Here is a 23,899-nt window from a genome sequence, read left to right as displayed (position 1 = left end):
CACTATCCGCTGGAGGGATCACTTCTTCCTGTCGTTGGAGAATTCTTAGCTTTCAAAGAAGCGGGTGCTGTTCCTGCCTCAATCGTCGCACTTACCCAGTTATTAATCCTAAGACCACATCCTCCAACACCTTTTCCTTTTCCCTTTAATTCATTGCTTCCATTTAATACTATCTCCCATGTTCCCTGGCTTAACTCAAGGTACTGTATGGAAGCATTCGTCATTGTTAATTGAAAGCTACTTTCTCCTAGACTAGTAACCGTTATACCGCGAGCCTTCAATAAATTCATTACATCGCTGTAAACACTAGAAAAATTTTCTCCATCAAAGTATAGACTTTTAACTTCATCGCCTGAGTTAAAACTTACATGTAGCACAGGAGTTCCACTTACTACAGGCATCGCCGCCTGGTCTCCTGTCACAGATACTTCCACCACCAGCGCCTCTGCATCTTCCGCCAGTTCATATGCCTCCGGCAGCTCTGCTGCAAACTCATAGGTGCCTTCCAGCGGCCAGCGGCCTTCTTCATCCTGCACATACTCGTTACAGCTCCAGCCAGTGATCGGAAGTTTTTCCTCTTTACCAGCTTCGCTTTCTTCTCCGACCTGGGCAATAATAGCCTGTGGTAAGTACTCCGTGACTTCTTCGAAGGATGGCTGGGCTTCCTCGGTAACTCCGCTAAGCTCTAATTTGCCATCCAGCAGGTTCTCCTCCGGATCATACCAGGACCAGGAGAAGATCTGGACTTCACAGCCGGTATCACTGTTCCACCTGGAACTGTCGTATCTTCCATATCCGATGGTGTACTGACGGAAGGTGCATTCTCCGCTTTGTCAGCAGAATCCTTCTGATCGTTGGTTTCTTCATCATCCGGCCCGGTTTCAGAATCGTCCTCGTTCGTACCGGAAGACGAGGCTGTATTCCGTATGCATCCGCTTTCCACACTGCAGACATGGGTACATTCCGTTGGCTCTTCTCCTATCTGGGACGAGGTTGCCTCCTCATCCGGCTCGCCGTAGCACTCCTCTGTATGCACATGGACACATTTTTTCCTCTCCGTCTTCTGCGGCATATCCGCCCATGCTGTATTTCCAAATAATGTCGATACTGCCAATGTCATTGTCAGACACACCGCTGCCGCCCTTCGTATACCTTTCATTCTCCCATCTCCTCTCTGTTTACCTGTCATCTCTTTTGACGCCCATGAAGTTTAATTCTCATACTGTTATTATTGAACAATTTTCAAAAAATGTCAATAAACTATACACAATATATGTTTGGTACCGTTATTGTTACTGTTCACGGGTAGGCACTTTTGGAACCGAACGACATTTCTCCTTTGTCCTCAACTTTTTTGCCTGATTTCCCGATTTTCATTGTGAATTTCGTTACCTGCTATCTCCATCCCGCCCCAGATACTCCCACACAAACCGCGATACTTCCGCCTTTTTATGGTACCTCTCCCGCACCGCATATACATGCAGCCGGGTCTTTGCACGCGTCATTGCCACATAGAACAGACGTCGTTCTTCCTCCATATCCTCGTCCAGCATCGCGCGGCTGTGCGGCGTGATGCCCTCATTGGCATCGAGAATATAAACAATGGGAAATTCCAGCCCCTTGGCGCTGTGCATCGTCGCCAGCGTGATCGCATCCGTCTCCGTCCGCCGCTGCGCCGCCTGCCGGAGCAGTTCCTCCTTGTACGCCTCGATGTGTGCAAACCACTCGTCAAAGGTCTTGAAACCCGCCGCACTTTCTTTTAGCTCATCGGCAGTCTCTAAAAGTTCCTCCGGCCGCATCCGCCGGAATGCCGCATACTCGATCAGATATTCATCGTATCCCATGCCCTGGCGGATATAATTGACGGCTGCCAGAGGTGACATCCGGGCGATGGCCCGCAGATCCCCTTCCAGACTCTCGATCCGCTCGGCAATCCAGTCTTTCTCCGCATAGAATGCCTTCATCTTCTCGAACGAAACCGTCTCATCCGGCATCGCATCCCGGCTGATATACCGCTTCGGACGGTTGATGACCTGCAAAATATCTTCCCGTGCCCGGCTTCCCATGGCAATCCGGATATAGGTCAGGATATTTCGCGAAATCCAGTGTTCATAGAGGTTCGGCACCGTATCCCGTGTCCGGAAGGGAAGGTTGTATTCCATCAGCTTTTCCATCAGAAAACGAGGACCAGCATTGGTCCGGTATAAAACTGCGATATCCCCCGGCCGCACTCCCGACTGCAGATACAGCTGTATCTCCCTGGCAATGGCCAGATTTTCTTCCCCCGGATCCTGCCAGAGCTTCGTGATCACGTTCTTCCCATGACGCCCCGTTGTATGGATGGCCTTTGAAAAACGTTTCTGGTTTTCTCCGATCAGCCGCAATGCCGGTGCCACGATCTCCTCGGTGCTTCGGTAATTCACATCCAGAAGAATCCGTCCGGCACCCGGATAATCCCGCTCAAACCCCAGCATAATCTCCGGTTTGGCCCCACGAAACCGGTAAATCGACTGATCATCATCCCCCACGATAAAAAGATTATCTTCCGGCTTGGCTAACATCCGCACGATCTCATATTGAAGCCGGTTGATGTCCTGAAACTCATCAATCAGGATGTACCGATACCTCCTCTGCCAGGCAGACAGGATATCTTTTCTTTCCGTAAAAAGTTCCAGACACAGCACCATCATGTCATCGAAATCGATGAGTCCGGCCCGGCGCATTTTCTCTTCATAGCCCGCATAGAGCTGACGGAAAACTGCATCCGGACAGTTTTTGGAATAGTAATGTTCCAGTGCAATCCTCTCTCCCTTGACAGAGCTTATCTCACTTAAAATGGAGGCTGCAAACTCATTTTCATCCTCCGGCTCCAGACCTCCGGTCTGAGCCAGCTCCCGGACAAACTGCATCTGCTGCTCTTCCCGGACAATATTGTCAGCGGTATATCGGTATGCCAGCTTTAAGATCCTAAAAAAGATCGAATGAAAAGTACCGAAGGTGACTCTGGATCCGCCGCCGGTCAATGCTTCATACCGCTCCCGCATCTCCTCGGCTGCTGCCCGGGTAAAGGTGATTACCAGAATATCCCCCGGATCGATTCCGTACTCCTTCGTCAGATACTGGACCCGATGGGTGATCACCGTTGTTTTCCCTGATCCCGGTCCCGCCAGAACCATCATGGGACCATCTTTATGCATGATTGCCTGTGTCTGTGCTTTACTGAATGCCATTTCCTGTTTCCTTACTCCACAATTCAAGAATATCTCGGCATATTTGCTTCGAAATTCGCATTTTGATGTGCAAGACATCCTTCTGCCGCGCATCTGAAGCAAATCTGTCAAGTACAAATGTAAGAAAAGTGCGCCTTGGAATGTATTTCTCACAAAGCGCACCTTTTCACTGCTTTTCATGCATCTACGATACATGAAAAAGCAGTTGTTTATTTACTACCTACTGATTTAATCTGCGAAGCCAAACCTGCTTCAAGTCGAACATCGACGGTTACGACAGCCTACTGCTGTGCCTCCAGAAGTTCAATCCCCTTCTTGATACGGCGGATCGACTCCTCCTTGCCAAGCACTTCCATGATCTCGGTCGCGCCTGCCGGCGTCATCTGCTTGCCGGATACAGCGGTACGGATCGGCCACATTACAAAGCCGGTCTTAACGCCCTCTTTGGATACATACTCGGACAGCGCCGCGTACAGGGCGTCGTTGGAGTAATCTTCCTGTGCTTCCAGAATCGGCAGAACATCTTTTAATACCTTTAAGGATGTCTCCAGATTGGTCTTCATCTTCTTGTGAATATACATCTGCGGATCATACTCCGGCAGTGTCTCAAAGAAATCGATGTGTCCCTCGATATCCGGGAAAATCTCGATTCTCGTCTTAACCATCGCCGCGATCTTCTTCAGATCCAGATCCTTGGTGATTACTTTCTTGATGTACGGCTCTGCCATCTCATAGAACTTATCAAAATCCATCGCCTTGATGTACTCGCCGTTCATCCATTTCAGTTTTACCATATCGAAAACAGCCGGAGATTTGCTGATATTCTTGTAGTTGAACTCTTTTACCAGCTCGTCTAAGGAGAAAATCTCCTGATTATTTTCCGGTGACCAGCCAAGCAGGGCAACGAAGTTGACAACTGCCTCGGAAACGAAGCCCTGATCGATCAGATCCTGATAGGAAGAATGACCGCTTCGCTTGCTCAGCTTCTTGTGCTCCTCGTTCGTGATGGTCGGGCAGTGCACATAAACCGGAACTTCCCATCCGAATGCGTCGTACAGACGGTTGTACTTCGGTGAAGAAGACAGGTACTCGTTACCGCGGACTACATGGGTGATCTGCTGTAAATGATCGTCCACCACATTTGCGAAGTTGTAGGTCGGGAATCCATCCGATTTGATTAAAACCATATCGTCCAGCTCGGAGTTATCTACGGAAATATCCCCGTAAATCTCATCGTGGAAGGTAGTCTTTCCCTCGGTCGGGTTGTTCTGACGGATGACAAACGGCTTTCCTGCCTTTAAGTTTGCCTCTACCTCTTCCTTGGAAAGGTGCAGGCAGTGCTTATCATAGGTCATGATCTCTTCGCCGTTTACTTCTCTCTTTAAGCTGTTTAAGCGTTCCTGATCGCAGAAACAGTAATAAGCTTCGCCTTTATCGATCAGCTTCTTCGCATATTCCATGTAGATGCCCTGTTTCTGACGGTCGCTCTGTACATACGGGCCAACCGGACCTCCGATGTCCGGACCTTCGTCATGCTTCAGTCCGGTATCGCGCATCGTATTGTAAATGATCTCGGTCGCGCCTTCAACGAAACGCTCCTGATCGGTATCCTCGATTCGCAGGATAAAATCGCCGCCCTCATGTTTTGCAATCAGGTATGCGTATAATGCAGTTCTTAAGTTTCCTACATGCATTTTGCCTGTCGGGCTCGGTGCGTATCTGGTTCTGATCTTTGTCATACTTTTCACACGGCTGTCTGGAAGCTTATGTTCCAAACAGTTTTTCCTTTCCTAGAAATAATTAAAATATTGGAATTATAAAATAAAGTAACTGTTCCGTAAGTCTGCGCATTTACTGCGCTGACCATACGAAAACATGGGCCAGCAGGCAGGTAATTTATATCACGCCTTCATATTCAGCAAATGGCACGCCAGCTGGAAATAAATCATCAGGCTGCACGCATCCACGATCGTCGTGATCATCGGCGACGCCATGATCGCCGGGTCGAGGTGGATCGTCTTCGCCGCAATCGGAAGCACACATCCGATCGTCTTCGCGATGATAACCGTGCAGAACAGGCTGATAACTACTGTCAGGCAGATGAGTACCTGCCCCGGATACTGGATCATCAGGCGCACGAAATTGACAAGCGCCAGAGAAAGTCCACAGAGCATTCCCACGCGGATTTCTTTCCACATAACTTTCAGAATATCCGCCGGTTCTACCTCGCCGACCGCCATACCACGGATGATCATCGTGCTCGCCTGGCTGCCGGAGTTTCCGCCCGTATCCATCAGCATCGGAATAAACGTAACCAAAAGCGGAATTACCGAAAAGGCATTCTCATATTTTAACAAAATACCGCCGGTCACCATACTGCTCAACATCAGGATCATCAGCCACGGAATACGATTTCTCGCAAGCTGGAACACGCCCGTCTTCAGGTACGGCTTCTCACTCGGCAGCATCGCCGCCATCTTCTCGAAGTCCTCCGTCGCCTCCTGCTCCATGACATCCATGACATCATCGACCGTGATGATGCCGACCAGACGGTCTTCGCCGTCCACAACCGGTAAACTCAAGAGGTTGTACTCATTGAACGTCTCCACGACCTTTTCCTGGTCTTCCGTCGTATACGCCTTGATCACATGCGGATCCATGATATCGCCCATGAGCGCCGCATAATCATTCATCAGAAGATCCTTGACCGTCACAACGCCCTCTAAGCGGCGTTTTTCATCCATGACGTAGCAGGTGTAAATCGTCTCCTTGTCCACACCATATTTCCGGATATAATCAAATGCCTGCTCCACCGTCATATTTTTCTTGAGTCCCACGTACTCCGCCGTCATGACGCTTCCGGCGCTGTTTTCCGGGTAATTGAGGAACTGGTTGATCAGTTTTCTCGTATCCGGGCTGGAGTTCTGAAGTACGCGCCGCACGATCGTCGCCGGCAGCTCCTCCAGCATATCGACCGCATCATCGACATACAGGTCGTCAATGATGGCACGCAGCTCATTATCCGTAATACTGGTAATGATGTGCTGCTGCTGTTCGACTTCCAGACAGGCAAATACCTCCGATGCCAGCTCTTTCGGCAGCATACGGAATACAACGACCGTCTTCTCTGAATCCAATTCTTCGATAAATGAGGCAATATCCACCTCATTCATCTCGACCAGCTGGCTTTTCAGCTCCCGGTACTTCTTCCCGGTCAGCAGAGCCAGCAGCTCTTCTTTCTTCTCTTCTTCTAACATTCCCGTCTCCTTCCAAAATATTGTCATTTTGGAAATCGGACAGGCTGCTCCCTTCCTGCTCCTGCACACAGGCAGAATGCCGGAAACTTATCCACAGATGCGGCAGTGTACACAAGGAATCCGCTGTTTGCAGCTGTCATTCCTGCAAATGCATGTGTACGCTGCCTTCGGTTCTGGGTAGCTGCCGTCTGATTCCGCCTTATGACTCCGGCTTTCCATTGTGTTCACTCCTCTCCTGATTTTCTCGCATGAAAACATCCGGCAGATTGATGCTCGATACCGGATGTCTCTTTTTATTATAATAATTGAATGAAAAAATAGCAATCTTTTTATCGAAGTTATCCAAAAAAACGTTGTTAAAAAGTAACTATTCACGGGTAGACACTTTAGAAACCGAAAATGCCGCTCAGATACCACCACGGCGGCAGCAGCTTTCGCACACCTGCGGCTCCCGGCAAAAAGAGCGAAGCGTCAAAAAAGATCGGACAGAGCAGGAGGCTCGCAAGGATAAACACCGGAATCAGCGCCGCCAGAAATCCCGACTTCCGGCAGACTGCCAGGCATCCAAAGGCATACATGGTCACGAAGAAGAGATAAAAAAGCAGCTTTCCCGCCTCTAAAAGCGGCTCTGCCCCATTTCCCGATACCAGAAGCGCCGCATAGGCCGAAATGGTTGCTAAAAAGACAAACGCCGCGATCTCCGCCGTCTGCAGAAGCCACCGCTCCCGGCTCCGGACCGCCGTATAAAGCCCGCGCTCCGCATCCTCGCCCGCCATGACAGTTGCCGCCAGCCCCATGATAAAAAGGAAAACCGCCGTCAGCCCGCGCACCGGAAAGACCACCTTCATCGCCCCTGTCTGCAGTGCCGTTCCTCCCTGTAAGGTCTGATAATCAAAGGTAAAGGTGCTTCCGTTGCTGCGGTATTTTTCATAGAGTTCCATCAGCACGCCGCACGCCTTTTCCCGCGCCTCCGTCGTCTGGCAGCGCGCCATCACCGTCTGGAATGCCGCTCCATTTTTCCCATAGTCCGCCAGCAGTTCCCGCCCGTACACCTCGAACAGTTCAGAAAATATCTTTTCTGATATAATTTTCTCTGCCACTGTGGATGGCGACACCAGCACGCGGACCGCACGGGTATAACGCCCCTCGTCCAGCCGTTCCTTTAATCTCTCTGGAAACAGGTAGGCGCACTCCGCCCGTCCGGTCATAACCGCCTCCTTTGCCTCTTCCTCCGTCCCGCACGGATAAAAGAAAAATGAACGGCTCTCTTCCGATTCCAGTCTTTCTGCAAGCGCCTGATTCCACGCATCCGTTCCCGGGCAGAGCGCCACCGCGATCCGCCCGGAATCCCGTTTTTCCACCTGATGGAGCGCGCCCATTCCCAATGGAAAGATCAGAAGAAACAGGAGGAACACCGGGCGGTAAAGAGCCCGCCGCAGCGTCATTCCAAACATACAGAACCACCACGCCAGCTTCCGCATCCGTCAATCCCTCCTTTTTCCGGCGGCAAGCGCCAGTGCAAAGCATGCCAATGCCGCCGCAGCCAGTTTCCACAGCACCGGAACCGTCCCTGTCTCCTCGCCCGAAGCAATAAAGCGGATTCCATCCATCCAGAGCGCCGTCACCGTCATATTTCCGACTTTCTGAACCAGTTCCGGCAGAAAGACGGACGGGATGATGCCGCCCGCCAGAAAGAGAAATACCACATTGACCGCAAACAACGTCAAAATCGCCGCTGCCGAACTTCTGCACACCTCATAAAACAGCAGAATCCACGCCGAAACTGCCGCGCAGGTCAGCCCCCACGCCGCCAGTTCTTCCCGCCCCGCCAGCGCATATCCCTTCTGCACCGCCCCAGCCATAGCCGCCCGCTGTGACTGCCATCAGAAGAAGCGTCATGCACAAGCATTTACAGAAAAGCGGATACCACCGCCGGATCCCGATACGCCGAAGCCCCTGTTCCAGCGCCTCCGTCTGGGGCGCCAGAAACGGCGCTGCCGGGATTCCGGTAAGAATCATCAAAAATACAATCCCCGAAATTCCATAAAAGACCGCCGTCGATACATCCCCCGCCGCGCTGACCGTTTTCTTCCGGAAAAGTGCCTCCCGGTTCATCGCATATTTTAAAAAGATACGGTTCAAATCCTGTTCAGACACCGGAATCTGTTCCGGCACTCCCTGGATATTTAAACATTCATTTGCCGCGTAGATCGCCGCCTGCGAAGTGCCAAGCATCGAACTGCCCGACTCTGCCAGCTCCCTGAAAACAGCTTCTTCCAGCCCGCTCTCATCCAGAAACCAGATCGTGGCGGGCTGGTTCGTTCCGTCCAAAATGTCACGCGCCATGCCGGAGGGCACCTCGAAAACCGCCTGAAGTTCCCCGCTTTTCATCCTTTGGAACGCTTCATCGTGTTCCAGATACGAAAAATCGCAGAGACTTTCCACGCTGTCCAGCGAGGCAATCATTTTGGTTATCTTTTCCGAAAGCGCATCGTCCTCCGGAAGCACCACACCCACCTCGATTTTCTTTAAAGATGTTTCCCCATATAAAACCTTAGATGCCGAAAACGCCGCCATGCCGATGAGCAGCACCATCACTGCCAGCCCTGCCAGAAAATACGGCAGCTGGCGGAGCAGGCGCTTTCCGGTCAGCAGCAGATATATCATATATGTTCGCATTTTCCGCCGCCTATGACATGACTTTCAGTAGAATTGCGAACAGGTTGCCTGTCATCTCCGTTGTGACCTGGTTATAATCCTCCTCGGAGGAAGCCAGCACATCAAATGGAACGCCGTCCGGCTGCGCGATCTCATCCTCCAGCGGGTTGACATAATAGGAACCGGCTAATTCAACATAAGAAATGCTTCCATTTAACAATGTAGTTTCCATACGCAGAGAATCCATATCGATATGGACGCTCTCGCCCTTCGAAAGCTCGCTGACCGCGCCATTCGCCGTGATCGATGCCTGAGACGCACCGTTGCTCTGCAGATCCAGCTTCAGCTCATAGCTGCCGTCCGCGATCTGATAATCGCCATCCAGGATAAACTGGTATTTCTCTTCGTCGCCTTCCAGGGTCGCAATTACCTGACCACTCCAGCTCTTTCCAGCCTCGTAAGCGCCTGTTTTATCCAGGGAAACCGTGATAATCTGACCGTCCGAATCCTCAATATTTAACGCCCCATTCACATTCGACAGCATGTTGTAACCGCCGCCAAAGGAAACATCGCCGTAAAGACGGACATTTTCTTCGTCAACCGTTGCATCCGTCTCATAGGAAAATCCAGCCATTTTGCCGTCTTTTCTCACATAGACATCCATCGTCACATCCCCGATGGTATTTTCCATTTCCTCTACCAGATTGTCCAGCACCGCTTCCGCCTGCGCCCAGAGTTCCTTCTGCTGTTCCTCCGGATCCACGCTCTCTCCTTCCCCGTCCGCTGCATAGATGCTGCTTGCGTCGCCTGCCAGTTCCAGATAGCGCACCACATCCTGTTTGAGTGTCTCATCATTCAGGAAAAATTCTCTCGTCGTCTTTGCAAAGCGAATCAGCGCATCCTTCGGCAGAGTCACATGGTAACCGCGGCAGTTCTCGCTCTGTCCATCGATCGTAAACTCTTTTTTGTCATTCTTAGTGACGGTCATAGCCGTTTTGAGGTCATCAATCGCCTTGCTTCCCTCTTTGTAGCGGTTCCAGAGTGCTTTCAGATCCATCATCGGCTCCTCGTCCGAAAGCGCCCCCTTGTACTGTCCCAGATAATTTGCCAGCCCCTCAATATCAATCCCCTGCTCTTCGAGCTTCTGCGCCGCATACGGAGAATTAATGAGCTGTCCTTCCAGATCATTGACATAGTCAAGGGTAAACATACGGCTGGAAAGTGCCGGAATCGCCGCCATGATCTGTGTATCATCCATGTAAAGCTGTGCGTCCGCCAATTCTCCGCCGCCATACTGCAAGGAAAGATTTAGCAGCTGCCGTCCGCTGTCCACATCGCGCTTCACATCCAAACCGATGCCCGCACCGCTCATCTGGTTCAGGGATTCATCGGAAATACCCGTCATGCTTAACTCCATCCCCGTCTGCGCGGATCCCTTCTGTAAAAGTTTTTCCAGCTCTTTCGTCCCAAAGATCTCCTCAGACGGATTTAACTGCCCTTCCGCCGTGATGCTCTTGAACGCATCGATCACTGTGTCCTTTGGGTCTGCCTGATGGCTGAGCATCACACCGCCGCCGACCACGACCACCGCTGCGGCTGCTCCGGCTGAAATGAGCCATTTCTTCCTGCCAGAACCATTTCCGCCCGTTCTGCCACCGTCACTGCCGCCTGCAGCATTTCCACCGATTCCGCCGCCAGCACCAGCGGAGCCGCCTGCACCGGTTCCATCCGCTGTGTCAGATGCGGCCGTAAGCGCCTGTGCCGCTGCCTCTGCCGGGTTTAGCGGGGTTGAATTGCTTGACATGTTTGCATTGTTTGTATTGTTTGTGTTGTTTGTGTTGTTTCCCTCTTCCATCTTGTACCTCCTCCTGTTTTCTCACTCCTAAAACGTTACTGTTCACGCATACGTGCCCAGTAACCTTAAAACCTCTGTATCAGCTCCCGCGCCGAAAGCCCTGCCTCCGTTGGAACCAGCACACCGTCCTTTAATACATAAAGGGTTGTACACGCCCCTATCTCTCCCATCTCATGGGACGTTAAAAGAACTGTCCCCCCTGCTTTCACATAGCTCCTGATATAAGTCAGGATCTGCTCCTTTGCCTCCAGGTCAAGCGCTGCCCCCGGTTCATCGAGAATCAGGATATCCGCGCGCCCGGAGAGTGCCGCCGCGATGCTCAGCCTCTTTTTCTCTCCGCCGGAAAGCCGTCCCGCCTGCGTTTTCAAGAATCGGTCCACGCCCAGCACACGACCGACGCCGCATTCCAGATCCCGCTCCATCTCCCGCCGTTTCCCCCGGAACCAGAGACGGTAATTATCAAATGCCGTCAGCTCCGGGATCAATGGATTTTCCTGAGGCACATAGGCGATTTTTTCTTCTAATAGACGATGTCTTCCAAGCGCCTCCTGCCCGTCAATCCGAATACTCCCCCGATTCGGCTTGCGGATCCCCGCGAGGATCGAGAGCAGCGTCGTCTTGCCGCATCCATTTCCGCCGACAATCCCGATGCATTCCCCTGGATTTGCCCGAAAAGAGACATCTTTTAGGATCGTCCTTCCGCGGTACCGTTTTTCTATCCCTGTTACCTCTAACATATTTTTCCTCTTTGTAAAGTAAAAAGGAACACCGCAAAGCAGAAGCGAACCGCTTCTCTGCCTTGCAGCATTCCTTACTTTATCTGGTCTGCGCCGCAGTGATGCAGGCACATTGATTTTATGATGGATGATTGCAGCACATCGTGTGCATTTGCAATCTATTTATTATTTATTTTCAGCCAGATCGCCTGGTTTCATGCTCAGGTTGATACGACCCATCTTATCGACCTCGATTACCTTTACAGTAACTTCATCGCCGATGTTGACAACATCCTCTACCTTCGCTACGCGCTTGTCCGAAAGCTTGGAAATATGAACCATACCATCTTTGTTCGGAGCCAGCTCTACGAATGCACCAAAATTCATGATACGGACAACGGTACCTGTCAGAATCTGACCCGGCTCGATGTCGGTCACGATGCCCTTGATGATAGAAACTGCCTTGTCGATCATTGCCTGATCGGTGCCGCATACAGCTACGCTGCCATCGTCCTCGATATCGATCTTAACGCCGGTCTGCTCGATGATCTTGTTGATTACCTTGCCCTGTTTGCCGACTACATCGCCGATCTTCTGCGGATCGATGGAGATCTGAACGATCTTCGGAGCATACTGGCTGACGGTCTTTCTCGGCTCGGAGATAACCGGCGCCATAACTTCATCCAGAATGTAGAGTCTTGCCTCTCTCGTCTTAGCGATTGCCTCCTCGATGATCGGGCGGGTCAGACCGTGGATCTTGATATCCATCTGGATGGAAGTAATACCCTTGTGAGTGCCGCCTACCTTGAAGTCCATATCGCCGAAGAAGTCTTCCAGACCCTGGATATCGGTCAGAACGATGTAATCATCATCGGTGTCGCCTGTTACCAGACCGCAGGAAATACCAGCTACCGGAGCTTTGATCGGTACACCTGCTGCCATCAGAGACAGAGTGGATGCACAGATACTTGCCTGGGAGGTAGAACCATTGGATTCCATCGTCTCAGATACGGTACGGATTGCATACGGGAACTCTTCCGCAGTCGGAAGTACCGGCACAAGCGCACGCTCCGCCAACGCACCATGACCGATCTCACGGCGTCCCGGTCCTCTGGACGGTTTGGTTTCGCCTACGGAGTAGGACGGGAAGTTGTAATGGTGCATATATCTCTTGGATGTCTCGTTCTCATCCAGTCCGTCGATCTTCTGTGCCTCGGACAGCGGAGCCAGTGTACAGATATTTAAAATCTGTGTCTGTCCACGGGTGAACATACCGGAACCGTGTACACGCGGCAGAATGTCGATCTCTGCTGCCAGCGGACGGATCTCGGTGATACCGCGGCCATCCGGACGCTTGTGATCTTTGAGGATCATCTTGCGGACAGTCTTCTTCTGGTACTGATATACAGCCTCACCCAGAACAGCCAGCCACTCCTCGTTATCAGCGAATGCCTCTTCCAGGCGCTCGGTGATTGCGCGGATATTCTCTTCTCTCTTCTGTTTCTCGTCTGTAAATACAGCCTCTTCCATCTCTTCCTGCGGAACCAGCTCACGAATCGCTGCAAACAGCTCTTCCGGAACTGCACAGCTCTCGTAGGAATGTTTCGGCTTGCCGCACTCAGCTACGATAGTGTCGATGAATTTGATGATCTCCTGGTTTACTTCGTGTGCCTTGAAGATCGCGTCGATCATGATGTTCTCCGGAACTTCCTTTGCGCCAGCCTCGATCATGATAACCTTCTCGCGGGTAGAAGCAACGGTCAGAGCCATATCAGATACTTTCTTCTGTGCATTGGTCGGGTTTACGATAAACTCGCCGTCGATCATGCCGATCTGGGTGGTCGCACACGGACCATCAAACGGGATATCGGAAATGCAGGTTGCGATTGCAGAGCCTAACATCGCGGTATACTCCGGGCTGCAGTCCTGGTCAACGGATAATACGAGGTTATTTAAGGTAACATCGTTGCGGTAATCCTTCGGGAACAGCGGACGCATCGGACGGTCAATAACACGTGCTGTCAGAACTGCATTCTCAGATGCCTTTCCCTCTCTCTTGTTAAATCCGCCCGGAATCTTTCCGACCGAATACATCTTCTCCTCAAACTCAACGCTTAACGGGAAGAAATCAATACCGTCACGCGGCTTGTCAGAAGCTGTCGCGGTTGATAATACGGTTGTATCTCCATAATGCATAAATGCAGCACCATTTGCCTGAGCTGCTACACGGCCAACATCCACTGTTAAAGTTCTGCCAGCCAGTTCCATCGAAAAACTCTTGTACATCTCATATCTCCTTTCATCTTGTTTTGCAGAAGAACCTTCACATTCTCATACGCCGCTTTCGGTTCCAAAAGTGCCTTTCTGTGAAAAGTAATACCGAAACTACTGCTCTGCCCGCAAATATGTTTTTCTGCTTTACGGGTACAGCAGCGGTCTCGGACTTTTCTTCTACATAAACAACTAGGGTGGATTGCTCCACCCTATACGTTTTAATCTTAATTACTTTCTGATGCCTAACTTCTCGATCAGTGCACGGTATCCTTCCAGATCGGATTTCTTTAAGTAATCCAGAAGACCACGTCTCTGTCCTACCATCTTCAGAAGTCCGCGGCGGGAATGATGATCCTTCTGATTGGATTTTAAATGCTCTGTAAGCTCAGCGATTCTAGCGGTCAGAATTGCGATCTGAACCTCCGGTGAACCTGTATCGCCTGCTTTTCTTCCGTACTGTTCGATAATAGCTGCTTTCTTTTCCTTTGAAATCATTGTGATTTCCTCCTTAAAATTATTCTTACCGTATGCTAAGTTTATGTCGGAGTCGTCAAAAAACTGAGCACCGGCGGACTCATACGTATTTAGTATAACACAATATGTTTTCGGTGTAAATCATTTTATGCAGGTTTTTTCTCGATTTTTATTCCCAATTCAAAGAAACGGGCACTGGAACTCTGTGCCAAAGGCTTTTCCCTTATCCAGTTGTACGCATCTTGAACACATCTGTCCGAATGTGGCGGACCGTGGTCCGTCACAGGCGAACAGATGTTGTGAAAGCAAGCGAACAACGATAAGGGAAGAAGCCGGAGGTGCAGAGTTCCAGTGCCCGTTTCTTCCTATGCTCCTGGTCCCACTGCAATATTTCCACCATTATCCCCCGAGGACCTCCCGGTCCTGCCTGGTCGGTGCCGCAGTCTCCGGCGCTTTCGTCTCCGCCTGCGTCGGCGCTGTGGTCGGTTCCGGACCCGGTGCCTGTGTTTCTGCCGGTGCTGGCGCCTGCGTCTCTGCCGGAGCTGGTGTTTCTGCTGGCGCCGTAGTCTCTGCCGGCTTCGTCTCCGCCGGTTTTGCCGTACCGCTCGTCGTACTCTTCTCCGTACCAGGCAGATTGTAGCAGATCACCGGAGTTCCTGCCGAAATATTGTCAAAGATCGTCTTCGCAACACTCGGCGGCAGGTTGATACAGCCGTGGGAACCGCCCGTCTTGTAAATCGTACCGCCAAAACTGCTTCTCCACTTCGCATCATGCATACCGATACCATTATTGAACGGCATCCAGTAATTAACCGGCGTCCGGTAATTCTCACCCTTCAGGACCGCATTTTTCTGCTTATAGGCCAGCGGATACGAGCCTGCCGGAGTTCCCCAGCCTTTCGCCAGGTTTCCAGATACGAAATCCGACTCTACCACCAGCTTTCCTTCTTTATAGAAGAAAAGGTGCTGTCCGGTCAGGTTGATCTCCACGTAAGTGTCACCGTAGTCATTTGCCCCATGGCTCGCCGCCTTCTGGGAATACTCCGGCTCACGCGTCGTACTCTCGCCGGAGGCAATAATCGCTGCCAGCGCTTCCGTCTCTGCCGCCTGGTTGATCTTCCAGCCATACGTTCCGCCGCTTACCTGAATCGTGGAACCATACGATGTTTTCAATGTTTTCGCTTTGTTTGAAGTATTGTGTGCTTTCGCCATCTCAGACACGTACTCCGACACCTTGGAGGAATCTACCGAAACACTTCCGTCTGCATTGGCAATCAGCCACCCATGAATCTGATCTCCATTTAAGGTCTCCGTCGAATCGCCGAACTGGTATGTCACGCTCATTTTCGCGTATTTATTCATCTTATCCAGCTGTTCTGCCAGAGATGCATCGTCTTTCAATACCGTCGGCTTCTTATAGACATCTGCTTCCTCCAGCGATAAATGATCCTGCAGATTCTCGATCGCCTCCGTTACCGCCTGTGTCAGCTTCTCCGCCTCGACTGCCGTTCCTTCCTGTTCGGGCTCAATCGAATAGCCCTGTCCGGACACATACTCTGAAATCTTTGCATTGACCGGTTCTACCACTTTCTCCGGGTCTAAACACGATAAATTCCGGATCTGGCTTTCCAGCGCCGCATCGTCATACGTCACCATCGTTCCGATCGTATATTCTTCCTGTTTCATATGCCACAGCCATGCGAACGGGTTCTGCGCCGCTACCATCTTTTCCAGGCTGCCGTCAAACTCCGCATGCAGCTTGATATCGGTTCCGGCGATCGTTTCTGTCTGATTATTTCTCTCATCGATCGTCAGTGTGTAACCATTCACACCTTCCGAAATCAGTTCCTGCACCTCTGCCGCTGTCTTTCCGGACGCGTCAACACCGTTGATCTGCGTATTCGGAAAGAAACGGGTCTTATATTTCTGGGACATTCCCACATAGACGCCTCCGGCTGCCACGAGCAGAATGCCCGCCGTACAGGCAGCGATCCATGCCGCCTTTTTACCGTTTTTTCTATGCTCAGCTTTCAGAGCTGCCTTTTCCGGGGTGGCTTCCGTCCAGGATGCCGTCTTTCCGGAATCCTGTCCCCGCTGCGGCGCCGCATGAGCTGCCTCCCGCCCTGTGCCCGCGCTCTGATTTCCACGGGCGCGGCTGCGCTTTCGACTGGCTGTCTCCTCCGGCTCTTTCTCCGGCAGGCGTTCCGGCTCTTCCCACCGGTTCTGATCCTGACGCTCTGGCTGGTGTATGTTTTCCATGTCCAGCTCTGCTTCCCTCAGGATCCGTTCTTCCATATCCTGGTCGAAATAATCATCATCCAAATAGCCCTCATCCGGATCATCCAGATAATCTTCATCTTCCAGCATAATCTCCCGGCTGTTCATCGCCGTATTTCGTCTCATCGGCTCCCGCCCATCTTCGCGGCTGCCGGAACGTGAATTTTCATTCAAATTCCCGTTTCTATCTGTCATCGTCCTATTCTCCCTTTAAAAATCCAATACGGGTTCCTATTCCCGGAAGGATCTGCCATTCAAGTAATGTTTTTATCATTTGGCATATTTTTCTGACAAAAATCCATGCTATCTGTGTTGCTGATCCCCCATTGTCCTATTGTATATAAGTTTTAAACGGAAGTCAACTTACAAAACTCTGTCTTTTTCTGGTATATTCTCGCGCCGAGCGCGATCGCCTGAGACATGCTTCTGCTTCGCGCGAGTACGCATCCTCGCGGAGCGTTTTTTTTGTTTCATAGGACGCAATTTCCTATGAAACAGAAACAAAGAGCTGCCGCGCCGCATTTTTATGTCAGCCCGACAACTCTTTTCTATTTTTGTCCTGTCCGTATTCTATTTCTCCAGCTTTCCGAACAGTCCTTTCTTCTTATGTTTCTCGCCCTCCGGTGCAATTCCGTTCATGGCATCGTCAAACTTGCGAAGCGCTTCCTTCTGTGCCTCGGTCATGCGCTCCGGAACCTGTACCACCAGCGTCACGAAATGGTCGCCGCGCACGTTGCGGTTACGCAGGGACGGAACACCTTTTCCTTTCAGGCGGACTCTCGTATCTGTCTGGGTTCCCGGTTTGACCTCATACTCTACCTCGCCGTCCACCGTCTTGATACGGATCGGACCGCCGAGTGCTGCTTTCACGAAGGAGATCGGCACGGTTGAGTAGATTGTTGTATCCTGGCGCTTGAAGATCGGGTGCTGGGATACCACTACTTCTACCAGCAGATCTCCGCGCGGACCGCCGTTGGTACCTGGTTCGCCGTTGCCGCGGTCACGCAGCATCTGACCGTTGTCGATACCTGCCGGGATCGTCACTTTGATCTTCTTTCTCTTCGCTACATAGCCGGTTCCGTAGCAATCCGGGCATTTATCCTTGATGATCTTTCCGGTTCCGTTACAATCCGGACAGGTCTGTACATTCTGAATCTGACCAAAGAACGACTGCTGCGTGTACATGATCTTGCCTTTACCGTTACATTTCGGACAGGTCTGCGGCTGGGTTCCCGGTTTTGCACCCGTTCCATGACATTTCTCACAGGTTTCCTTTAAGTTTAACTCCAGCTCTTTTTCACAGCCGAAGATCGCTTCTTCAAAAGTAATCCGCACACTGGTACGCACATCCGCGCCGCGCATCGGTCCGTTGCTTCTGCCGCCGCGGCTGCGTCCGCCGCCAAAAATATCTCCGAAGATATCTCCGAAAATGTCTCCCATATCGCCGCCGTTGAAATCAAAACCACCGAATCCGCCAGCGCCGCCTGCACCGCCGTCAAAAGCCGCATGGCCGAACTGATCATACTGACGTCTCTTCTCCGGATCACTCAGTACGCTGTACGCCTCCGATGCTTCCTTAAATTTATCGGCTGCCGCCTGATCGCCCGGATTTGCATCCGGATGATACTTTTTGGCCAGGGTTCTGTATGCTTTTTTGAGTGTCGCATCGTCCGCATCCTTCGGGACGCCTAAGACCTCATAGTAATCTCTCTTACTCTCTGCCATTTCAGCTCTTCCTTCCCAAAATCCGCCGGTACATTTGACCGCATCCGGCAGAGTTTCTATCGTATCTATTTATCTTCCCACAACGTAACTGTTCAGTACCTTCACAGTCACGCGCAAAAATCCATTAAAAATTGCCTACGGCAATGGGATTTTTGCCTGCTGGCCCATGTTTTCGTACGGTCAGCGCAGTAAATGCGCAGACCTACTGAACAGTTACCCCAAAACCTACAAATGGGGGTCTGCCGCAGATTCCTGCGACAGCCCCTCACTGCGTTTTTCTATTGATACCCCGATGTCCCGGATTGCTCCGCACTGCGTGCTCCCGCAATCCTCAAAAACATTCGTAATCCGCTCATTTTTCTTTGAAAAATGGCTGCTTATTATATTATACCTCTTTAAAGTCTCCGTCAACTACATTATCGTCATGCGGTGCACTTCCTGCATCAGCTGCACCCTGAGCACCGCCCTGTGCTCCTGCTGCGCCAGCTGCCTGTGCCTGCTCGTAAACCTTGCTGAAGAGTGCCTGTGCGCTGTTCATCAGTTTTTCCTTGCCAGCCTTGATTTCATCAATCTGTGCATCGGTCATCTGGTCGATCGGAGCTTTGTTGATAGCTTCTTTCAGTGCATTTAAGTCAGCTTCTACGGCTGCTTTATCGTTTGCATCGATCTTATCGCCTACATCCTGCAGAGCTTTCTCGGTCTGGAATACCATGGAGTCAGCTTCATTTCTTGCATCGATGCCCTCTTTTCTCTTCTTATCCTGTGCCTCGTACTCAGCTGCCTCTTTGACTGCCTTATCGATATCGGAATCGGACATATTGGAACCAGAGGTAATCGTGATGTGCTGCTCTTTACCTGTACCAAGGTCTTTTGCAGATACATTTACGATACCGTTTGCATCAATATCGAAGGTAACCTCAATCTGCGGAACACCTCTTCTTGCCGGAAGAATGCCATCCAGACGGAAGGTTCCCAGTGTCTTGTTGTCCTTTGCGAACTGTCTCTCGCCCTGTACAACGTGGATATCAACAGCGGTCTGGTTATCAGCTGCGGTAGAGAAGATCTGGCTCTTCTTGGTCGGGATTGTGGTATTTCTCTCAATCAGTCTGGTTGCTACACCACCCATAGTCTCGATGGACAGAGACAGCGGAGTTACATCCAGAAGAAGGATATCACCGGCACCGGCATCGCCAGCCAGCTTACCCCCCTGGATAGCTGCACCGATTGCTACGCACTCATCCGGGTTTAAGGATTTGCTCGGCTCTTTACCAGTCAGACGTTTTACTTCTTCCTGTGCTGCCAGCATACGTGTGGAACCACCTACCAGAAGTACTTTGCTTAACTCAGAAGCAGTGATACCAGCATCTTTCAGTGCGTTCTGTACCGGAATTGCGGTTCTCTCGATTAAGTCTCTGGTCAGCTCATCAAATTTAGCTCTGGTCAGGTTCATATCCAGATGCTTCGGTCCCTCGCTGGTTGCAGTGATGAACGGAAGGTTGATATTGGTTGTAGTTGCGGAAGAAAGCTCTTTTTTCGCTTTCTCAGCTGCTTCTTTCAGTCTCTGAAGCGCCATCTTATCAGCGGAAAGGTCTACACCCTCTGCTTTCTTGAACTCGTCGATCATCCACTGGGTAATACGGTTATCGAAATCATCGCCGCCCAGATGTGTATCGCCGTTGGTTGCCAGAACCTCGATAACGCCGTCACCGATCTCGATGATGGAAACATCGAATGTACCGCCACCTAAATCATATACCATGATCTTCTGCTCTTTCTCATTATCAAGGCCATACGCAAGCGCTGCTGCCGTCGGCTCGTTGATAATTCTCTTTACATCCAGACCAGCGATCTTACCTGCATCCTTGGTTGCCTGACGCTGTGCGTCGTTGAAGTAAGCCGGAACAGTAATAACTGCCTCGTTTACCTTCTCGCCCAAGTAGCTCTCTGCATCTGCTTTCAGCTTCTGCAGAATCATCGCGGAAATCTCCTGCGGCGTATATTTCTTGTCATCAATGGTTACTTTGTAGTCGCTGCCCATGTGTCTCTTGATAGAAGAAATGGTCTTCTCAGCGTTGGTAACTGCCTGACGCTTTGCCGGCTCGCCGACCAGTCTCTCGCCTGTCTTTGTAAATGCCACAACGGACGGTGTGGTACGGATACCTTCTGTATTTGCGATAACAACCGGTTTACCACCTTCCATAACGGCTACACAACTGTTTGTTGTACCTAAGTCAATACCGATAATCTTGCTCATAGTTATTTCCTCCTGAAATTATCTTTTTCTGGCAGTTCTCTTTCTCCCCATGGGAGTTAAATTCTGCCGCCTGTCTGTCTATATTATATCAAATCAACCACCAGCACCGAATTCTGGGTGCCAGCTGTTTACGTGTTACCTATTTTAATTTGCCACTTTTACCATGCTGTGGCGAACCACGCTGTCGCGGTATACATAGCCTTTCTGGAACTCCTCGGCTACCACATTCTCACCCAGGTTTTCATCCTCAATATGCATCACTGCATTGTGGAAGTTCGGATCAAATGGCTGACCAACCGCTTCGATTGGCTTTACACCTGCATCACCCAGTGTTTTTACGAGCTGCTTGTAAACCTTATCCATGCCCTCGGCGAAAGCACTTTTTTCTTCGCCCTCCGGGATGGTCGCCAAACCACGCTCGAAATTGTCCACCACCGGGAGAATCTTCTCGATGATGTCCTTTGCGCCAATCTCATACATCGCTGATTTTTCTTTCTCCGTTCGTTTTCGGAAATTGTCAAATTCAGCCATCGTGCGCTTCAGGCGATCCGTCAGCTCCTCGATCTGCTCATCTTTCTTATCCTTCTTTTTGGAGAAAAATCCTTTTTTCTCTTTTTCTCCCTCCGGCGCTTGTGCGTCTTCCGAAGAAGCTTCCTTTTCCTTCACTACCTCAGCTTCTGCCTGGGTTTCTGTTTCTTTTACCTGCTCCTCATTTGCTGCCTCGGCTGCTTTGGAATCTATCTCTGTCTTTGCCATGTCTCTCACCTCTTTATTTTGCACATCCGTGCTACTCGGTATCTTTATGATTGAATGTCTGATCGAGCTGGCTCTTTAATGAGCGCAGGGTCGATACAACTTTGTCATAATCCATTCGTTTCGGTCCAACGATTCCTATCGTTCCCCGAAGTCCGTCCCCCAATTCATAATTGGCAGTAACGATACTGCAGTCCTTCATCGACTGCACCTGTGTCTCACTTCCGATGTAGACCTGAATCTCATTTTTCTTATCGCTGTCCGCATCGTCCTCGGTAAGAATCTCTCTCCAGAGGTCTTTCTGCTCCAGTGTCCCGATGAGCTGGCTGGCTTTCGCACCATCGCTCAGTTCCGGATATTTGAAAATGTTCGTCGTACCTTCGGTGTAAATCTGTAAATCTTCCTCGCCGGAACGAATCGCCTCGGCCACCTCGCTTAGTACCACATCCACGATGTGGCTGCGCTCGCCTGCCTGCCCTTTCATCCGGGTAATGACATCCAGATTAATCTGCTCCATCGTCAATCCGTTGAGACCGCTATTTAAAAGAATATTCAGATTCAGGATGTCCTCATCAGTCAGCTCCGCATCGAGTGCCACAATCGAGTTCTTGATAATGTTGCCTTCTAAAACAGTGACAATCAGGAGTTTCCCGGCTTCCACTCTGGAAAGCTGTATAAACTTGATCTTCGTCTGGTGATACTGCGGTCCGCTGATCAGCGTCGCATAATTCGTATTGCTCGCCAAAAGCTTTGCCATCTGCTTTAACAGAAGCTCCACCCGATCCACTCTCTGGATGACCATATCACGCACCTGCGTGACCTCCGTCTCTTTCTCATGAATCAACTGATCCACATAGAAACGATATCCTTTATCTGAAGGAATCCGCCTGCCGATGTGTGCGGCTGAATGATATATCCCAGTTCTTCCAGATCCGACATCTCATTTCGAATCGTCGCCGAACTGAGTTTCAAATCGGAATACTTGGAGATCGTTCTGGAACCAACCGGCTCTCCGGTCTCCAGATAGTTCTGGATAATCGCTTTCAAAATCTTTTCTTTTCTCTCATCCAGTTCCATCCAATCTCTCCTTCCGTGCATCCGCTTCCGCCGGTCTCTTAAACCCGCTCTGGAAGTTTTTTGTTAGCACTCAATCTATCAGAGTGCTAATATCTACAGTTCATACTATATTACTTACGCAAGTATTTGTCAATGATTTTTTTCGGTTTTTTAAAAAAAATTTTTTCTTCTTTTTTCGAATAAAATTTTTCATTCTGCATACCCTGTTTTTAGGCACGCTGATTTTCACACTTTCTATAGGTAGAAACTCACTCACCCGCTTTCCTGTTTGCGTCCGAACAAGCTTTCGACTTGTCGAACCTCCGACCGCTCCCAGAGCCCTATTTCAGGCTCTCCGGCTTGACATTTAACATTTTTGTAATATAATAGTAACAAATTATAACATTTGTAAACGCATTGCAATATTTGTGAGATACACAATCGTTGCGATGAGACAAATGAATCTAAATTGAAATGAGAGGTTTTTATTTGATGAATATGATGAACACCATGCGGCGCGGACTTGCCACAACGGCAATGAGCCTGGTCTGTCTCATGGCAGGCACCATGAATACACTGGCAGCCACAGATGCCGGAACTGAGCTTGTCTCCCAAATAGATGCGGCAGCCGGTGAAGAAACAAACGGCATTTCCACCGAAGCAGCCCAGACACCATCTGGTCCGGCTTCCGATCCGGAGCTGATTAGAAAGCAGACAAACGCTGCTGCGGAAGAAGCGGCTGACACGAACGCTTCCGAGGCAGAAGTCGCTGCATTTTCAAATGAGTCTGCACAAGTGGAGGCAGAGAACGCTGGCGAAGCTGCAATGACTGAAAATACTGACACAAATGCTGCTGCCGAGGCACAGGAAGCAGAGGCACCTGCTGAAATCTACGCCGGACGTTTTACGACAACTGCTTACTGCAGCTGCCGCAGATGCTGCCGTGGTGGAAAGAACCGCACTAAATCCGGCACCATTCCGCAGGCAGGACATACCATTTCCGCCGACTTGCGCGTATTCCCGCTCGGAACTAAACTCCGCATCAACGGCGTTGTCTATACCGTTGAGGACAGCGGCAGCGGCATCCGCGGAAACAAACTGGACATCTTCTTCAATTCCCACAGTCAGGCACTGCAGTATGGAAAGAGAAGCGCCGATGTCTATATTGTCCGATAATTACATTGATTTTAAGCAAAAAAGGGTCTTGCAGATAGAAAATCTTTCACCTGCAAGACCCTTTTTTTATAATTCTTATTTGTAACTGTTCAGTACCTTCACAGTCACGCGCAAAAATCCATTAAAAATTGCCTACGGCAATGGGATTTTTGCCTGCTAGCCCATGTTTTCGTACGGTCAGCGCAGTAAATGCA

The 23,899-nt window shown here is 50.5% G+C and carries 17 protein-coding genes and 1 pseudogene; 1 reads left to right on the top strand and 17 read right to left on the bottom strand.

The window, feature by feature from the left end; all coding sequences use genetic code 11:
• Nucleotides 1–2: 2 nt before the first annotated feature.
• From DW085_RS08985 to hrcA, 17 genes and pseudogenes are all read right to left on the bottom strand, one after another.
• Nucleotides 3–536 carry a hypothetical protein gene (locus tag DW085_RS08985; protein WP_118492313.1) on the bottom strand — a complete coding sequence of 178 codons (534 nt, stop codon included), beginning with the start codon at nt 534–536 and terminating at the stop codon, nt 3–5.
• Between the two features lie 149 nt (nt 537–685).
• Nucleotides 686–1,159: a hypothetical protein gene (locus tag DW085_RS08980; protein ID WP_118492311.1), complete on the bottom strand. Its 474-nt coding sequence runs from the start codon at nt 1,157–1,159 to the stop codon at nt 686–688.
• A gap of 229 nt (nt 1,160–1,388) precedes the next feature.
• The gene (locus DW085_RS08975) at nt 1,389–3,230 is read right to left on the bottom strand and encodes an ATP-dependent helicase (protein ID WP_118492309.1); all 1,842 of its coding nucleotides are present in this window, start codon (nt 3,228–3,230) and stop codon (nt 1,389–1,391) included.
• Nucleotides 3,231–3,511: 281 nt separating this feature from the next.
• A complete protein-coding gene (gene gltX, locus DW085_RS08970) occupies nt 3,512–4,969 on the bottom strand; it encodes a glutamate--tRNA ligase (RefSeq protein WP_118492362.1) in 1,458 nt (485 codons plus the stop codon).
• Between the two features lie 162 nt (nt 4,970–5,131).
• Complete coding sequence (gene mgtE, locus DW085_RS08965) at nt 5,132–6,487, bottom strand: magnesium transporter (RefSeq protein WP_022360674.1); 1,356 nt, start codon at nt 6,485–6,487, stop codon at nt 5,132–5,134.
• A 386-nt stretch (nt 6,488–6,873) separates the two neighbouring features.
• On the bottom strand, nt 6,874–7,968 hold the full coding sequence (locus DW085_RS08960) for a hypothetical protein (protein WP_118492307.1): 1,095 nt from the start codon (nt 7,966–7,968) through the stop codon (nt 6,874–6,876).
• Between the two features lie 3 nt (nt 7,969–7,971).
• Entirely contained in the window at nt 7,972–8,349 is a 378-nt protein-coding gene (locus tag DW085_RS08955; protein ID WP_147353938.1) for an ABC transporter permease, read from the bottom strand.
• Nucleotides 8,243–9,166: an ABC transporter permease gene (locus DW085_RS08950; RefSeq protein WP_118492303.1), complete on the bottom strand. Its 924-nt coding sequence runs from the start codon at nt 9,164–9,166 to the stop codon at nt 8,243–8,245. Before DW085_RS08950 ends, DW085_RS08955 begins: the two co-directional genes overlap by 107 nt.
• A gap of 10 nt (nt 9,167–9,176) precedes the next feature.
• Nucleotides 9,177–11,000 (bottom strand): zinc ribbon domain-containing protein, encoded by a 1,824-nt coding sequence (locus DW085_RS08945; protein WP_118492301.1) that lies wholly within the window; start codon nt 10,998–11,000, stop codon nt 9,177–9,179.
• A gap of 65 nt (nt 11,001–11,065) precedes the next feature.
• The gene (locus DW085_RS08940) at nt 11,066–11,737 is read right to left on the bottom strand and encodes an ABC transporter ATP-binding protein (RefSeq protein WP_118492299.1); all 672 of its coding nucleotides are present in this window, start codon (nt 11,735–11,737) and stop codon (nt 11,066–11,068) included.
• Between the two features lie 165 nt (nt 11,738–11,902).
• Entirely contained in the window at nt 11,903–14,002 is a 2,100-nt protein-coding gene (locus tag DW085_RS08935; protein WP_118471940.1) for a polyribonucleotide nucleotidyltransferase, read from the bottom strand.
• Nucleotides 14,003–14,218: 216 nt separating this feature from the next.
• Nucleotides 14,219–14,485 (bottom strand): 30S ribosomal protein S15, encoded by a 267-nt coding sequence (gene rpsO / locus DW085_RS08930; RefSeq protein WP_022358577.1) that lies wholly within the window; start codon nt 14,483–14,485, stop codon nt 14,219–14,221.
• Between the two features lie 378 nt (nt 14,486–14,863).
• On the bottom strand, nt 14,864–16,936 hold the full coding sequence (locus DW085_RS08925) for a L,D-transpeptidase family protein (RefSeq protein ID WP_118492297.1): 2,073 nt from the start codon (nt 16,934–16,936) through the stop codon (nt 14,864–14,866).
• A 375-nt stretch (nt 16,937–17,311) separates the two neighbouring features.
• Nucleotides 17,312–18,466, bottom strand: coding sequence for a molecular chaperone DnaJ (gene dnaJ / locus DW085_RS08920; RefSeq protein ID WP_107001096.1), 1,155 nt, complete (start codon nt 18,464–18,466; stop codon nt 17,312–17,314).
• A gap of 385 nt (nt 18,467–18,851) precedes the next feature.
• Nucleotides 18,852–20,720, bottom strand: a complete 1,869-nt coding sequence (gene dnaK, locus DW085_RS08915; protein ID WP_022359496.1) for a molecular chaperone DnaK — start codon at nt 20,718–20,720, stop codon at nt 18,852–18,854.
• 144 nt (nt 20,721–20,864) lie between these two features.
• Nucleotides 20,865–21,476, bottom strand: a complete 612-nt coding sequence (gene grpE / locus DW085_RS08910; RefSeq protein ID WP_107001097.1) for a nucleotide exchange factor GrpE — start codon at nt 21,474–21,476, stop codon at nt 20,865–20,867.
• 31 nt (nt 21,477–21,507) lie between these two features.
• Nucleotides 21,508–22,550: pseudogene (gene hrcA / locus DW085_RS08905) on the bottom strand (heat-inducible transcriptional repressor HrcA).
• 471 nt (nt 22,551–23,021) lie between these two features.
• Between hrcA and DW085_RS08900 the strand changes: the two are divergent.
• Entirely contained in the window at nt 23,022–23,705 is a 684-nt protein-coding gene (locus DW085_RS08900; protein WP_181357222.1) for a 3D domain-containing protein, read from the top strand.
• The last annotated feature ends 194 nt before the right edge of the window (nt 23,706–23,899 follow it).

Source organism: Clostridium sp. AF50-3 (assembly GCF_003477445.1).
GTDB lineage: Bacteria > Bacillota > Clostridia > Lachnospirales > Lachnospiraceae > Otoolea > Otoolea fessa.
The sequence above is the reverse complement of the archived record's forward strand: the minus strand, read 5'-3'. Positions and strand labels throughout refer to the sequence as shown.